Origin of the sequence: Thalassovita mangrovi, from assembly GCF_009857745.1 — a bacterium.
Classification (GTDB): domain Bacteria; phylum Pseudomonadota; class Alphaproteobacteria; order Rhodobacterales; family Rhodobacteraceae; genus Thalassobius; species Thalassobius mangrovi.
The window spans coordinates 26,998-40,746 of sequence record NZ_WWEN01000012.1; the positions used below are offsets into that span (position 1 = coordinate 26,998).

Here is a 13,749-nt window from a genome sequence, read left to right on the forward strand (position 1 = left end):
AAGCAAGGGTTGAAAGCGTCTGATCGGGGAAACGAAGGGCGGGCGGCGGCGGGGATATCGCGCCCGGATCTGCTGTCGCGGGACGCCGTTCGCGGCGGATGAAATGGATTTTTACGAATAAGAAACAGAAGCTTATCCAGGAACAGCAACTGGACTCCGCCCTTCGGATCGCCGCGATGGCGGGTCGACCGGGCCGCGAACGGCCCGGCCGGTCGGGGATACGCCCCGAAATCAGAAGCTGCGGTTCAGTGTCACCGTGATGGTGCGGCCTTCGCCCTTGGAACAGCCGTAGCTGTCATAGCAGTTCCCGTAATAATCCCGATCGAAGAGATTGGTCACGTTGAGATCCAGCGTGAAGTCGGACACCTCATAGCTCACCGCCAGATCGGCCAGGGTATAGGACGGCGTGACGCGCCCGTTGCTTTGGGTGGCGTAGAAGGACGACACGTAACGCAGCCCGCCGCCGATGGTCAGCCCCTCGGCAATCGCCGCGGCGTCGTAATCGAGCCAGATCGCGGCCTGGTGGTTCGGCGACATCGAATTTTCGTTGCCGACGATCGAGGCGTCGGTGGACTTGGTGACTTCGCTGTCCAGATAGCTGTAGCTGAACACGCCCTGCAACACGCTGTTGATCGCCCCGCGCGCTTCAAGCTCCAGCCCGCGAGACCGCACTTCGCCCGCCTGGGTGAAGCTCGACCAGGTCGGGTCGTTCAGGTCGTATTCCTTCACGTTGGTCTTGCGCAGGTCGAAGATCGCGGCGCTCAGCATCAGGGCGCTGTTGGGCTGATAGCGCAGGCCCGCTTCCCATTGCTTGCTTTCCGACGGTTTCAGCGGATCGCCGGCAAGGGTGGTGCCGACATTCTGGATGAAGCCTTCGGTATAGCTGGCATAGGGGGTCAACCCGTTGGCGAAGTCATGCGTCAGCCCGATCATGCCGGTGGTGGCATCGTTTTCCTGCCACTGGGTGCCGCCGCCGGACAGGTCTTCAACCTCGATTTCGAACCAGCTGTGGCGCAACCCGCCGGTCAACGTGGTGCCGTTGGCGAATTTCACATGGTCCTGAACGTACAGCCCCTTTTCGGTATAGGTCGAGCGGGTCATCGACGACAGCGCCGGGTCGGCGACCGCGAAATCGAGGCTCGGGTCGGCATAGGGCACCGTGTAGATCGTGTAGTCGAGATACTGCGTCACGTCTGAGCGGCTGCGCTGGTAATCGGCCCCGATAATGAGGCTGTTATCGGCGCTGCCGATCACGCTTTTCCATTCCAGGGTATTGTCGATCCCCAGCGTTTTCGCATCTTCGTCGTTGCGGAAGGCATAATAGTTCAGCCCGGTCGCATCGGCCCAGCCGAAATCGAGCTGCGCGTAATCCGTCGTCTGATGGGCATAGCGCAGGCGCTGATTGAAGGTCAGGTCGGGCGTGAATTCATGGGTGAGTTCCCAGCCGACCGATTGCTGTTCGGTGTCGAAATGGTTGTAGGCCGATTGCCGATAGGCAAAGGACCCCGGCAACCCTGCCCGACAGCCACAGGCGGGTATTCCTGGACCACCGGCTGAACGCGCGGCGGCAGAACCAAATCGCGCGCGACATGGACCTGTCCCCGGCGCGCATCCATGCGATCATCCGGCGCACGCAGGAAAAGCTGTCGGAAAAGATGCGCGCCTTTGACTGAGGCGCGGAGCGACCTGCCGCCCCGTCCGGTCAGCGGAATTCGATCGGAAGCCGGAAATTGAAGGTTTTATCCGGCAATCCCTTGGGGGCGGGCCGGAATTTCCGGGCGCGTTTCACCGCCTCGATCGCGGCGGCATCGAGCGCGGAATTGCCGGAACTGCGGATCAGCGACACGCCGCGCAGCGATCCGTCCGCGGCCACCGCAACCGCGACCGTCACTCTGCCCGAACCTGCCCCCCGGGGCGGGCGTTTGGCGCGGTCGATACGGGTGCGGATGGTCGCGCCCCATTGCGCCATCAGCGTCTGGCGCTGCGATTTCGACAGGGTCGCGGCTTGCGCGTTGCGACGCTCGCCCGCCTGTTTTCCGCCGCCCGACCCGGCGGCCTTCTGCTGCACCGACGGAACCGATTGCACGGTTTGCGGCTGCGGTTGCGGCGGGGCCTTTTGCGGCTCGGGTGTCTTGACGGGTTCTGGTTTGGGCTGTGGCTTGGGTTCGGGTTCAGGTTGCGGTTCCGGCACGGGTTCCGGTTCTGGTTGGGGCTCCGGCTTCGGTTCCAATTTCGGCTCCGGTTCGGGTTCCGGCTCGGGCGGCGGCGGCGGGGCGTCGTCGAGCTGCGGCAACTGCGGCAGGTCGGGCGCATTGGCCGCCGGTTGCGGCAACTGCGGCATTTCGGGGCTGGATTGGGTGGCGGCCTCCGCCACCGGCGGCGCCATATCGGCAGCCTCTGGCGCGGCCAGTTCCGGCGGCGGCGCTTCGCTCAGCTCGGGCGGGGTTTCCCACTGTGCGACCATATCGGCATAGGAATCGGGCGCCGCCGCGATGGCGACCAGATCCTCACCGCCATCCCCGGCGGACTGGGCCGAACCGTCCTGTGGGCGCAGGGCGAAGACCGCGAGGTGCAGCGCGACGGCCAGGGTGCCGAACAGGACGATATTGACGACGGCTTTCATTGCTCGGCTTCGATGCTCTCGCGGGTGGCCAGTTGGATTCGTGTCATGTCCCGGGCCGCCAATTGCCGCAACAGCGCCGGCAGCCGCGTCGCGTCAAGCTGCCCGTCGGCGCGGATGATCACCACGGGGCGGCTTTCGGGATCGTCGCACAGGCCCCCGGCGCAGCTTTCCCGCACCGCCTGTTCCAGCGCCTCCAGCGCAGCGTCTTCGCCAAGCGCGTCGCGAAACCCGACCTCGCCCTCGGCGCTGACATACAAGGTGAACGTGCCCTCCGCCGGGGAGACGGAGGAGGAGGCGGGCGGCGCCACCTCGAACGGTTCGGGCGGCGCGATCTGCGCGGTCATCAGGAAAAAGATCAGCAGCAGAAAGACCACGTTGATCATCGGGATCACGTTTTCTTCGCGTTTCCTGCGGCGCTGGCCCGAGATGTCCATCGCCCTACTCCACCAGCACCAGGTTGCTCAGCCCCGCATCGCCAAGCGTGCCCATCACCTCGACCAGCCGCTGCAGCGGCGTGCCTTCGCCCGCGCGCAGGATCACCGTGTCGGTTTTAGCTTCCATCAGCGGCGCGAGTTCGCCCGCCAGGGCCTCTTCGCTAACAGAGATGCCGTTGAGCGTGACCCCTTCCGCCGTGACCTGCACCAGCCGGGGCGGCCCCTGATAGGCGCCGCCCGATCCGGCGGCGGCCAGAGGCAGCTGCATGTCCATGCCGAAGCGCGAGGCCAGCATGAAGAAGACCAGCAGCAGGAACACCACGTCGATCATCGGGGTCAGTGACGGCCTGCGGCGTGGCCGCGGCTCGGACAGGTCCATTGCCTTACTCCGCCGAAAAGCGCCGCGGCGCTGCCGCCTCGGCAGTCGCCAGATGCACCGGTTCGGGGGCGTTGCTGCGCTGGAACACGCGGGTGCCGGCATCTTCCATTTCCAGCCGCAGCCGGTCGATTATGCTTTCGAACCAGGTCAGCGCGATCGAGGCGGGGATCGCCACGGCCATGCCCGCGGCGGTGGTCAGCAGTGCTTCCCAGATGCCGCCCGCCAGCATCGCCGGGTCTGCCCGCGCGCCGGATTCCTGCAGCGCCTGGAAGGCCGAGATCATGCCCAGAACCGTACCCAGCAGCCCCAGCAGCGGCGCGATGGTGGCGATCAGTTCCAGCGGCCGCAGCCCGCCGCCCGCCCGCGCCAGCAGCAGTTTCGCCACCCGCACGGCTTCTTCCTTGCCTGCCTCCCGGTCCAGGTGCGAATGCTGCTCGGCCTCCATCGCCGCGATCACCAGCTTGGCGCGCACGGTGCGCCGCCCCGACAGCAGCGCCTTGGCCTCGCCGTCCTGATGCGCCCGCCACAATTCGAGCGCGCGGTTCACATGCCGCCCGCCGGACCACGCACCGAGCCAGATCAGATCCCAGGTCTTCCACAGGATCAGCGCCACGGTGATGACGGACAGCGCCGCAATGACCCAGATCGACGGGCCGCCCGCGGCAAGGAAATCGGCAGCGGTGGCGACGATGGCCGACAGGTCCGGGAAGCTGTTCATGCGATGGGAATCCTTCGGGAAAGTGTCTTGTTGGCTTGGCTGTTTTGCGCCCGGATAGCAAATGCGGCGAAAACGATCAATTTTTTAAGGCTCTCATTTGCCGCGGCAGGGATGGCCCTGTCTATCACCTCGCCCGCTTCATGCCGATGGTTTCCTTGGCCCAAGCACCCGGCCAATGGTCGCAGTCTCGTCGGACCGGACATTGCCCCCAGACATGCGAAAGGCCCCCGCAACCGGGGGCCTTTCGTTTTTCAATGCGGGTTTCAGGCGACTTCGGCCAGCCGGTGGAACCCCGACCGGGCGTAGATCAGCGCCTCGCCGTCGGCGAAGGCCACGTCTTCCATCCGGCCGATGAACACCATGTGGCTGCCCGCTTCGGTCGCTGTGATCACCTCGCAGGAAATGCTGGCAAGCGCATCGCTCAGCCGAGGCTGCCCGTTCGGGCAAGCGCCCCAGTCCCCGACGGTGAACTTTTCCTCGCCGCTCTGTCCCTTTGCGCCTGCAAACGCCATGGCGACATCGGCATGATCCTGCCCCAGCAGCTGGACCGAAAACCGCCCCGAGCGGGCGATTTCCTTGCAGGTGCCGGTCTTGCGGTTGACGCAGACCAGCAGGCTCGGCGGCGTATCGGACACCGAACAGACGGCGGTGGCGGTGATGCCCCGGCGCAGATCGCCCTGACCGGTGGTGATCAGGGTGACCGCGCCGGGAAACAGGCCCATCGTCTGGCGAAAGGTCTGAAGGTCGATCATCTCAGGCGGCCTGCAGGCTGGTGAGATAATCTTCGGCCGCCGAGGGATCGGCGAACCACGGGAAGAAATCGCGCGGATCGTCGAAGCCGTTGGCGATGCGGCTTGCCAGCCCCGGCAGCACCTGCGCCGATCCCATGATGTTCAACACGAAGGGCGGCGGCGGTAGCAGCATCATGTTGGTCCATTGCACCACCCATTGCGCGTAGTCCCAGAACCGTTCGAACGTCGTGGTCATCCAGGCCTCGTCGAACGCCGCATCGCCCCGCGCCACGATCGCATCGAGATAGACCGCCGCCGCCTTGGCGGCATTGTTGGCGCCCTGCCCGGTGATTGGGTCGTTCAGGCACACCGCATCGCCCAGCCCCATCACCTTGGCGCCCGAGGGCAGCGTGCCCACCGGTTTGCGCACGGTCGGGGGGAAACGCCCGGCAAGGATTCCGTTGTCATCGGTCAGTTCGATAGTGCGGCAGCGGTCGGCTTCCCACGGCACGAAGGTGTCGAGGATCTCTTTCGACTTGGCCAGGTGCTCGGCGGGGGTTTTCACGTCGCGCCAGCAATCCATCGGGCCGTTCGGCACGCCTTCGAACACCATGATTTCGCAGGGGCCGGATTTGGTCAGCGCCGGGAAGACGAAATATTCGCCGACGCCGGGGATCAGGTTGAAATTCACCGCCGAATGGTTTTCGCGCGGGGTCATGCCGTGCACATAGGTCAGCGCCAGCGCCCGCTGCGGCGCATCGAAGGGCGAGCGGGCGGCGTCGCGTTCGAACAGCTTGCCGATATCGCCCTTGCCCGAGGCCACGATCACCAGGTCGGCGGTGCGGGCCTCGGTTTCCAGCATCGGGATATCGGCCAGCGCGATATCGAGCCTGCCGCCGAGCCGTTCGAATTCCGCCAACCAGCGCGGCATCTTCACCCGCTGGTCGACCGACTGCGCCTTGGCGTCGAGCTTTGCCGCCCAGTCCACAGCCTTGCCCGGCCCCTCGGGGTTCGGGACGGAAAAGGAAATCCCTTCGACCGGCGGGCAGTCTTCTTCCCAGTAATTGAGGCCAAGCGCGCGTTCGTGATCGAGCGCCGCGTCGAACTGGCATTGCGACGACAACACCCGCCCCTCGGCGATCTGATCGGGCGTGCGGTCCTGGATGACCTTGACGTCATAGCCCTTCTGCAGAAGCCCGATGCCCAGTTGCAGCCCGGACTGGCCGCCGCCCACGATGGTAATGCGTTTCATTTTTTCTCTCCTGTTGGTGTCTTGCTGGCGGATTTCCCGCCTGATTTTTCTGGTGTCAGTCCATCAGCCGCGGGATCGCCGGGGTCATCCCCTCGGGGCCCATCGCGGTGTAGCCGCCATCGACCCGGATATCGGTGCCGGTGACGAAGCTGGCATTGTCGGAGCACAGGAACATGATCGCCTCGGCGACCTCCTCGGGGTCGCCCACGCGCGGCAGCAGGTGGAAATCGGCGCCCACCTTGTCGGTCTTTTCCCGGTCGCCATTGGTCAGGCTGTCCATGATGTTGGACCAGGTCCAGCCCGGCGACACCGCATTGACCCGGATGCCGTCGGGGGCCAGATCCATCGCCTGGTTGCGGGTCAGCTGCAGGATCGCGGCCTTCGACACCGGGTAGAGCCAGCGGCCGGTCTGCGCCACCCGTGCCGAGATCGATCCGAAATTGACGATCGCGCCCTTGTTCTTCTTCAGCTCCTCGCGCGCCGCCTGCATCAGCATCGCCGATCCGACAAGGTTCACATCCAAAGCTTCCAGCCATTCCGCCCGGGTGCTTTCCGCGCCGTTGTCGAGATAGGTCGCCGCGACGTTCACCAGGAAATCGATCCGCCCGTAAGTATCCTTGGCTTCCTTGACGATCCGCGCGATGTCATCGTCCGAGCGCAGGTCGGCATGGATGAAATGCACCCCGTCACCTTCAAGCTTCGCCCCGTTCTCCGCATCGATATCGGCAACGATCACCTTGGTTCCGCGGGCGCGAAACGCCTCGACTACGGCGACGCCGATTTTGGTGGCTCCGCCGGGAACAATCGCCACTTTGTCTGTCAATCCACGCATTCTGCGCTCCCTGTTTGTCATTTTTCTGTAATGAAAGCTTGCCGAGCGAGGGGGAGAACGGGCTATCCTATTTCCGCAGCCCCTATCCGGTTTGCGCAAATAATTGCTTTAGGCGTGAAGCATGGTGGGAAAGGAGAGCGGAAATGGAGATGTTTCAGACCGCGCAAGGCGGAGACAGCCTGCCCCTGGCGGGGCATCCCCTTTTCCACAGCGCCGACCTGGACGAGGCGCGCGATGCGGTGGCCCAGGTCTATTGCGATCATCATCTGGACGTGATGGGCAAACACGGCTTCGCCGCGCGGCACAACCGGTTGCCGGGCAGCGCGCTATCGATCAACGTCATGACCTATAGTGCAAAAACCATGATCGCCCCGGGCGCGCTGGAACGGTTCTACCTGTTCCAGCTGCCCATTCGCGGCCATGCCTCGATCAGCAATGGCGATGCCCGCTACGTCATCGGCGGTGGGTCCAGCGGCGTTCTCAACCCCGATGCCGACACCTGCATGATCTGGAGCGAAGACTGCGTGCAGGTCATGCTGCAGATCGAGAAACGCGCGCTGATGGAAACCGCCCGTGCGGAGCTTGGATTGCCCTCCGGCACGCCGTTGCGATTCTCCGGGGCGAACGATATGCGCGGCGCCGAGGGGCGATCCTTCCTCGGATTGCTGCACTACGTGATGGCCGAGGCCGAACGCGGCGGCGTCGTTCTGGGCGGCGACACGTTGCTGGGCAAACAACTGGAACGCACCCTGATGGTGGGGCTATTGCAAACCCAGGCGCACGGGCTGCCCGCCGCATGCGGCGAACGCGGCCCGATGCCGCGCAGCGTGCGGCGAGCCGAAGGCTTCATGCGGGAAAACCTGCGCAGCCCGATCATGATCGAAGACATCGCCCGTGCCGCCGGAACCAGTACCCGCGCGCTGCAATCCGCGTTCCGCGACCGTCATGGCCGGTCGCCGATGGCCTTCCTGCGCGAAATGCGGTTGGAACGGGCCTGGGAAGAACTGTCAAACCCGTCACGACACACCAGCGTCACCGAGGTGGCCACCGATCTGGGGTTCTTTCACCTGGGCCGGTTTGCCGAACAGTATCGCAAGAAATTCGGCTGCACCCCGGTCGAAACCCTGCGCGCCGCGCTCGACTGAGGCGGTACGGACGGGATCGCGTAAGGATGCCCGAGCAGGCGGAAACATCGCCTCGGCGAATGGACGTCTTCCAGCCGCCCGGCAGCCGCAAGGATGATTCGTCTATCCGCTGTCTCATCCGTTTTCGCGCCACACTCGGCGAAAGGGTTGCGCCCGGTTCCCGCCAGGATTGCGGCCCCGGCACATTCGGATGCCCCCCGAACCGATGAAATGCCCCCAGCCTATGCCCCTCAGCGCCGATGAGTTGCCGCCACCCGGGCGGCCTCCTCGTAAATCCCGGACAGGATATTGAGCGTGCGCGAAACCTCCTGCATCCGCTCCACGAAATCCGGGATGTCGTCGATCTTCTCGACCAGCAGCCGGCGCCGGATCGAGGCATAGAAATCGGTGATCTCGCGCCCCTTCTCGGTGGCCTCGTAGGTCACGCCCGTCCGGCTGGTCCCCTGCTTCGAAATCAACCCTTCCGACAGCATTTTCCTGAGCGAATACTGGATGTTGGGAATGTCGTCTCGGTTCGTCAGCCGGGCCAGCTCCTTGATCGACTTGGCCCGGTCGTTCATCCGGATGATGTGCAGCAGCGCGTTTTCAGGCCCGCTCATCGTCAGCCCGGACGCGGCGATCAGGCATTCCACCTGCCAGCGCCCGAAGCTTTCGAACGTGCGCATCAGGGAAAATTCCATCTCCGTGGTCGCGATCTCGGGATCGTCGGAGGACAGGTGCCACTTGAAATCCATCTCGCCGCTTTTTGCCGGACCGTCGCTCACCTTCCGCCTCCTTTTTGACCACTTCGGTGCGGGTCCGATGATCGCGTTCAATCTTTCTTGACACAAGCAAGAAAGTTTCTTTAGGTTTTAAATAAAAATTCAATCTAAAACTCTATCCAATGGGAGATAATCACGTGACACAGAACAAGATGCTCAAGAAAGAAGGGTTCAAGCTCGGGACCTTCTCGTCCAACTGCTCCTCCGGCATGACGGTCAGCAAGCTGCCCGAACGCTGGGTAAACAGCTGGGACAACAACCTCAAGCTCGGCAAGATGCTGGACGAGGCCGGCATCGACTTCATGCTGCCCATCGCGCGCTGGATCGGCTATGGCGGCGAAACCGATTTCCATGGCGGGGTGCTTGAAACCATCACCTGGGCCACGGCGCTTCTGGCCAATACCAAGGACATTTCGGTCTTCGCGACCATCCACACCGCCGCCAACCACCCGGCCGTGATCGCCAAGCAGATCGCGACCATGGACCAGATCGGCCAGGGCCGCGCCGGGCTCAACATCGTGGCGGGCTGGAACAAGCCGGAATACGAAGCCCTGGGGCTGACCCTGCCCGAAGACCACGAAACCCGCTACGGCTATGCCCAGGAATGGTTCGACATCGTCCAGAAGCTCTGGGACAGCAAGGAGCATTTCGATTGGGACGGCAAGTACTTCAATCTTAAAGGGATCAAGGGCGACCCCTGGCCGGTCAACGGCGAGGTGCCGATCCTGAACGCCGCCGGGTCCGGGCTGGGCCGCGAATTCGCCACCCAGAACGCCAACTACCTGTTCACCCCGGCGATCGACCTGTCGCGCTCCGTCGACGAAATCAAGGAACTGCGCGAACAGGCCGCGGGCAAGGGCCGCGATGTCGGCGTGCTGACCTTCAGCCACGTGATCTGCCGCCCGACCGAGGAAGAGGCGCAAGCCTATCACGATCACATCATGAGCCAGATCGACTGGGACGCGGTGGACAACCTGGTGAACCTGCAATTCGCCCATGCGCAATCCTTCCCGCATGACCTGCTGGCGCAGATCCGCAACCTGATGGCGCTTGGCCATGGTGGCTTCCCGCTGGTTGGCACACCGCGGCAGGTGGCCGACGGCATCATCAAGCTGCACGAAACCGGCTTTGCCGGCACCACCCTGTCCTTCGTCGATTACGTCGAGGAATTCCCCTATTTCCGCGACGAGGTTCTGCCGCTGCTGGCAGAGGCCGGGATTCGCTGAGATGGGCATGGCCGATCCTACCGAGGCCTTCACCCGCGCAATGCGCCAGCAGATCGGCCATTGCACGGTGATCACCGCCGGCCAGGGGGCGGAACGCTCGGGGCTGGTGGTGACCTCGGGCGTGTCGCTCAGCGCGGAACCGCCGCAGGTACTGTTCTGCCTGAACCGCGACTCCTCGACCTGGCCGCTGATCGACAAGCACCGCTGTTTCGGCTGGTCGTCTCTCGGGGCGGCGCATCAGGACACGGCGGAACGCTTCGCGGGCTTCGGCGGCATCGCCGGGGCGGACCGCTACCAGGGGGCCGAGTGGTTCACCGCCGAAACCGGCGCACCCCTGCTGGTCGGGGCCGCCGTGGCGCTGGATTGCGAAGTGGTCGAAATGATCGACCGCGCCAGCCACTCGATCGTCATCGGGCGGGTCTGCCAGGTTATTGAGACGGCTCAGGCCGGGGCGCTGACCTACTGGAACCGGCGGTTCCAAGCGCTGCCGCAGCAGGGAAGCTTGGCCCACCCCTGAGCGGTCGCGTCGCCGCAGCAGAACACGACCCAATGGGGCGTCCTATCCGGGGCGCCCTTTTTCAACATGAGGGCGTGAAGCACCCACGTGATCAGCACCACCTGAGTGGTCCGGATGATCCCGGACGCCGACGCGTCTGGCAGCCGTCATATTGAGCTTACGGGAGAACTGGCGGCACCCTGGCATTGGGGAGGCCAAAACGACAAAGCCCCCGCTGTTTGCGAGGGCCGGGTCGGAAACGTTGGTTGCGGGGCAGGATTTGGACACTGTTTGATCCCTGCAGGACGCAGACAAGATTAGGGGGCTTGATGCGGGATATTAAGCCCCTCCGTTGCCGGACATCCCCCCCTTTGAGAATTGGCATGATCGCGCTCGTCTGCCTGCGCAAGTGGGGTTCCACTTTCGGCCTGAGCAGCAGGAAGGCAGCGCCCCCCTACGAGGTCAGTGACTTGAAGAGCTTGGCGAGATCCTCGTTGCGCGGGCGGTCATCGAACCGGGAAAGCGACTTTGTATAGAGCGCGTATTGCCGCTCGATGGCTTCGCGGCGGCCTTGCGCGGCGAAGGTCCGCATCGCTTCCTCATGGGCGAATTCCGCCAGCGGGTCGATCTTGAGCGCCTCCTGGCAATGGCTCAGCGCCGCCGAATAATCCGCCCGTCCGCGGCAGATACGCGCGGCGTCGCGCTGCACCTTCAGATACATGTCGCGCAGCCAATAACGGCGGGTCCAGCACCAGTCGCGTTCCTGATCGTCGACATATTCCGACGGGATGTCTTCAAACAGATCGCCGGTATAAAGCCGGTCGGCCGCACGCAGGCAGACCAGCGCCTCGTCAAGGTCGCCCGCCTTGATATGGCTCTGAGACTGCCGGCAAAGCTGCTCGAAGGCCGAGATGTCGAGCCAGCTGCGCTCGGGCGGCACCAGGACATAGCTGGACCCGTCGCGCAAAATATATCCGCCGGCCTTGCCGTGGCGCGCGCCCTCCAGCGCCTGCCGCAGCGACCGCACGGTGTGATAAAGACGGTTGCGCGCCGCCTCGGCGCTTTCGGCATCGGGCCAGAGCAGATCGCCCAGATCGTCCGCCCGCGCGCCCTTGCCGCCCTGCTGCAACAGATAGGCAAACAGGGTCTTGGTCTTCATCGTGGCACCGCCGGGGACCGCCCATTCGACCTGGCTGCCATCGGCCCGGTAAACGCGCAGCCGCCCGAAGCAGCGGATTTTCCAGCGCTCGCGGGTGTTTTCGCCGGGGATTGTCGGTTCCTCGGCGCGCCGGTTCAGCAGCCACATCGGATCGGCCCCTTCGGCGGCGTGGCGATCGGCATTGGGGTTTTCGCGCACCAGGCTCGGGGCGATGCCGCCGAGCCAGAAATTCACCTGCTCGCGCAGCGTGCCCTTGTCGTTCAGCTGTGGCGGCAACCAGTGCGGGTTCGCCATGACGCCTTCGGGCGCCAGCACCGCCGGGTGGCCGCGCAGGGCCGCCAGCAGGTGTTCGTCGATCAGAAGGCTGCGATTATAAAGCGATACGATGTGGCAGCCGCGCATCGCGGCCAGATCCTGCGCCACCGCCATCCAGCCCTCGAAATTGGCCGTGGCCGAGGCCGTCTGCAGCCCCCAGCCCATATCGACGGTCAGGACCGTTCCCTTCGACGTCGCCGCCAGCCTTTCGGCAAGGTCCTTCTCGACCTGAGAAAACGAGATCGGCACCCTCTCGAACCCCAGTTCCTCTGCCGACATCTGCTCTGGCTGCAAACCGTCGATCCTGGCCTTCCGGCCGCTGCGCGTCTGCGCGACCGGCCCCACGTGCAGAATGCCCGTTGCCCCCAGATGCGCCTTCGCCAGACGCACGGAATTGCGTAACAGCTCGCTCTGCTTCGCGCCGAAAAAGGCGACGCTCTGAAAGGGTGAGGTGGGTATTTTTTCTCCTGCCATACAGCATCAAATCAATCAAAGAGGGGCCGCACAAGAAGGATTTCAGGTTTGTGGCCGAATTCGGCCCAGCCGTGAAGGCCGGGCCAATGCGATCAGAAACGACGGGTCCAGCCCGCGTGCAGGATCAGCGGGTTGAGGTCGATCTTCGCCTCGACCGGCGCGCCGCCAAGCGCGACCGCGTTGCCAGTGGCCGTTGTGTTGACGAAAACCTTGTTGGCCGAGAAGAAGAAACCGTCCCGGTCGTCCACCATATAGTCGAACCCGACCCGCAGCACCCCGCCGAAGGCATTGTCGGCCTTCAGGTCGGTAATCCCGCTATCCTCGGTATCGAAGACCATCGTGTAATTGATGCCCGCGCCGACGAAGGGCTGGAATTTTCCTTTTGTCGGGATGTGGTAATTGGCCGCCACGATCAGCGGGCCATAGGTCACCTTGCCCACGGTCACGCCGCTCAGCGGGCCGGTGCCCCGGATCGTCGTGGTCGGGGGAAGACCGCCAATCGCGATGACCGAAAACGTTTCGGAAAACCGGTATCCAAGCCCGACCCCGAGGGTGACATTATCCGACAACGTGGCACTTGCCCCCGCGATCGTGCTGCCGCCCGCCGCGATGCTGGCGCCCTCGTCAAAGCCGACATGCGCCAGCCCCGCCTGAAGATACCAGCCATTTGGCCTGGCCCCGTCGGCTGTGGCAGGGGCGGCCATGGCCAGCCCTGCCGACACAAGGGTCATTGCAACCCGTTTCTGCATTTGTCTTTCCTCCCTTTGTTATAGATTTTGCCTCAGGCCACAGGCTTGGCCGGCTTTGCCCGGCCGCGCCGGAAACCGGCCCGCGCGCCCGGTGGATAGGCGCGGGCAAGCTGGTTCAGGCCGATCCGGTGCTGGGTCATTTCGCGGCGGGTTTCGTGGATGTCCTGCGTCAGGACCAGATCGGAAAGCGGCCGGGCCGAGCACAGCAGCACGAACCCCGCCTGCGCATCCTCGGGGTAATTGGTAAGAGCGGCGGAGCAATCCACCTCGCCCTCGACCAGTTTCGCGGCGCAGGCCAGGCACCAGCCCTGTTCGCAGATCAGCGGGCTTTCGATACCGGCATCCTGCATCGCGTAAAGCAGGAATTCATCCGCAGGCGCGTCAAAGCTAAAGCTGCCGTCGGGCCGGTGCAGGGTCACCCGGAAGCTGCGGCGGGCGGGATCTGTCGCCATGAC

The 13,749-nt window shown here is 64.4% G+C and carries 15 protein-coding genes; 3 read left to right on the forward strand and 12 right to left on the reverse strand.

Annotation, left to right across the window (positions count from 1 at the left end; genetic code table 11):
• Positions 1–231: 231 nt before the first annotated feature.
• The 8 genes from GR167_RS19565 to GR167_RS19600 form a co-directional block, all read right to left on the reverse strand.
• Positions 232–1,539 carry a TonB-dependent siderophore receptor gene (locus GR167_RS19565; protein ID WP_370741348.1) on the reverse strand — a complete coding sequence of 436 codons (1,308 nt, stop codon included), beginning with the start codon at positions 1,537–1,539 and terminating at the stop codon, positions 232–234.
• 163 nt (positions 1,540–1,702) lie between these two features.
• Entirely contained in the window at positions 1,703–2,623 is a 921-nt protein-coding gene (locus tag GR167_RS19570) for an energy transducer TonB family protein (protein ID WP_160975430.1), read from the reverse strand.
• Positions 2,620–3,057: an ExbD/TolR family protein gene (locus tag GR167_RS19575; RefSeq protein WP_160975431.1), complete on the reverse strand. Its 438-nt coding sequence runs from the start codon at positions 3,055–3,057 to the stop codon at positions 2,620–2,622. The genes GR167_RS19570 and GR167_RS19575 overlap by 4 nt, the downstream gene beginning before the upstream one ends.
• Before the next feature lie 4 nt (positions 3,058–3,061).
• A complete protein-coding gene (locus GR167_RS19580) occupies positions 3,062–3,436 on the reverse strand; it encodes an ExbD/TolR family protein (RefSeq protein ID WP_160975432.1) in 375 nt (124 codons plus the stop codon).
• 4 nt (positions 3,437–3,440) lie between these two features.
• Positions 3,441–4,154, reverse strand: a complete 714-nt coding sequence (locus GR167_RS19585) for a MotA/TolQ/ExbB proton channel family protein (protein ID WP_160975433.1) — start codon at positions 4,152–4,154, stop codon at positions 3,441–3,443.
• 263 nt (positions 4,155–4,417) lie between these two features.
• Positions 4,418–4,906: a flavin reductase family protein gene (locus GR167_RS19590; protein ID WP_160975434.1), complete on the reverse strand. Its 489-nt coding sequence runs from the start codon at positions 4,904–4,906 to the stop codon at positions 4,418–4,420.
• A 1-nt stretch (position 4,907) separates the two neighbouring features.
• On the reverse strand, positions 4,908–6,137 hold the full coding sequence (locus tag GR167_RS19595; RefSeq protein ID WP_160975435.1) for a styrene monooxygenase/indole monooxygenase family protein: 1,230 nt from the start codon (positions 6,135–6,137) through the stop codon (positions 4,908–4,910).
• A gap of 55 nt (positions 6,138–6,192) precedes the next feature.
• The gene (locus tag GR167_RS19600; protein WP_160975436.1) at positions 6,193–6,969 is read right to left on the reverse strand and encodes an SDR family oxidoreductase; all 777 of its coding nucleotides are present in this window, start codon (positions 6,967–6,969) and stop codon (positions 6,193–6,195) included.
• A gap of 143 nt (positions 6,970–7,112) precedes the next feature.
• Here GR167_RS19600 and GR167_RS19605 point away from each other — a divergent pair, with 143 nt between their 5' ends.
• Positions 7,113–8,114, forward strand: coding sequence for an AraC family transcriptional regulator (locus GR167_RS19605; RefSeq protein ID WP_160975437.1), 1,002 nt, complete (start codon positions 7,113–7,115; stop codon positions 8,112–8,114).
• Positions 8,115–8,344: 230 nt separating this feature from the next.
• Here GR167_RS19605 and GR167_RS19610 read toward each other — a convergent pair whose 3' ends face one another.
• Entirely contained in the window at positions 8,345–8,878 is a 534-nt protein-coding gene (locus GR167_RS19610) for a winged helix DNA-binding protein (protein WP_370741347.1), read from the reverse strand.
• Between the two features lie 134 nt (positions 8,879–9,012).
• On the opposite strand from GR167_RS19610, the gene GR167_RS19615 reads away from it, so the two are divergent.
• On the forward strand, positions 9,013–10,101 hold the full coding sequence (locus GR167_RS19615; RefSeq protein ID WP_160975438.1) for an LLM class flavin-dependent oxidoreductase: 1,089 nt from the start codon (positions 9,013–9,015) through the stop codon (positions 10,099–10,101).
• A 7-nt stretch (positions 10,102–10,108) separates the two neighbouring features.
• Positions 10,109–10,618, forward strand: a complete 510-nt coding sequence (locus tag GR167_RS19620; protein ID WP_160975439.1) for a flavin reductase family protein — start codon at positions 10,109–10,111, stop codon at positions 10,616–10,618.
• A gap of 433 nt (positions 10,619–11,051) precedes the next feature.
• Here GR167_RS19620 and GR167_RS19625 read toward each other — a convergent pair whose 3' ends face one another.
• The 3 genes from GR167_RS19625 to GR167_RS19635 form a co-directional block, all read right to left on the reverse strand.
• Entirely contained in the window at positions 11,052–12,350 is a 1,299-nt protein-coding gene (locus tag GR167_RS19625) for an AfsR/SARP family transcriptional regulator (protein ID WP_212770051.1), read from the reverse strand.
• Positions 12,351–12,637: 287 nt separating this feature from the next.
• The gene (locus tag GR167_RS19630; protein ID WP_160975441.1) at positions 12,638–13,294 is read right to left on the reverse strand and encodes an OmpW/AlkL family protein; all 657 of its coding nucleotides are present in this window, start codon (positions 13,292–13,294) and stop codon (positions 12,638–12,640) included.
• Between the two features lie 32 nt (positions 13,295–13,326).
• Positions 13,327–13,746: a 2Fe-2S iron-sulfur cluster binding domain-containing protein gene (locus GR167_RS19635; protein ID WP_160975442.1), complete on the reverse strand. Its 420-nt coding sequence runs from the start codon at positions 13,744–13,746 to the stop codon at positions 13,327–13,329.
• Positions 13,747–13,749: the final 3 nt, after the last annotated feature.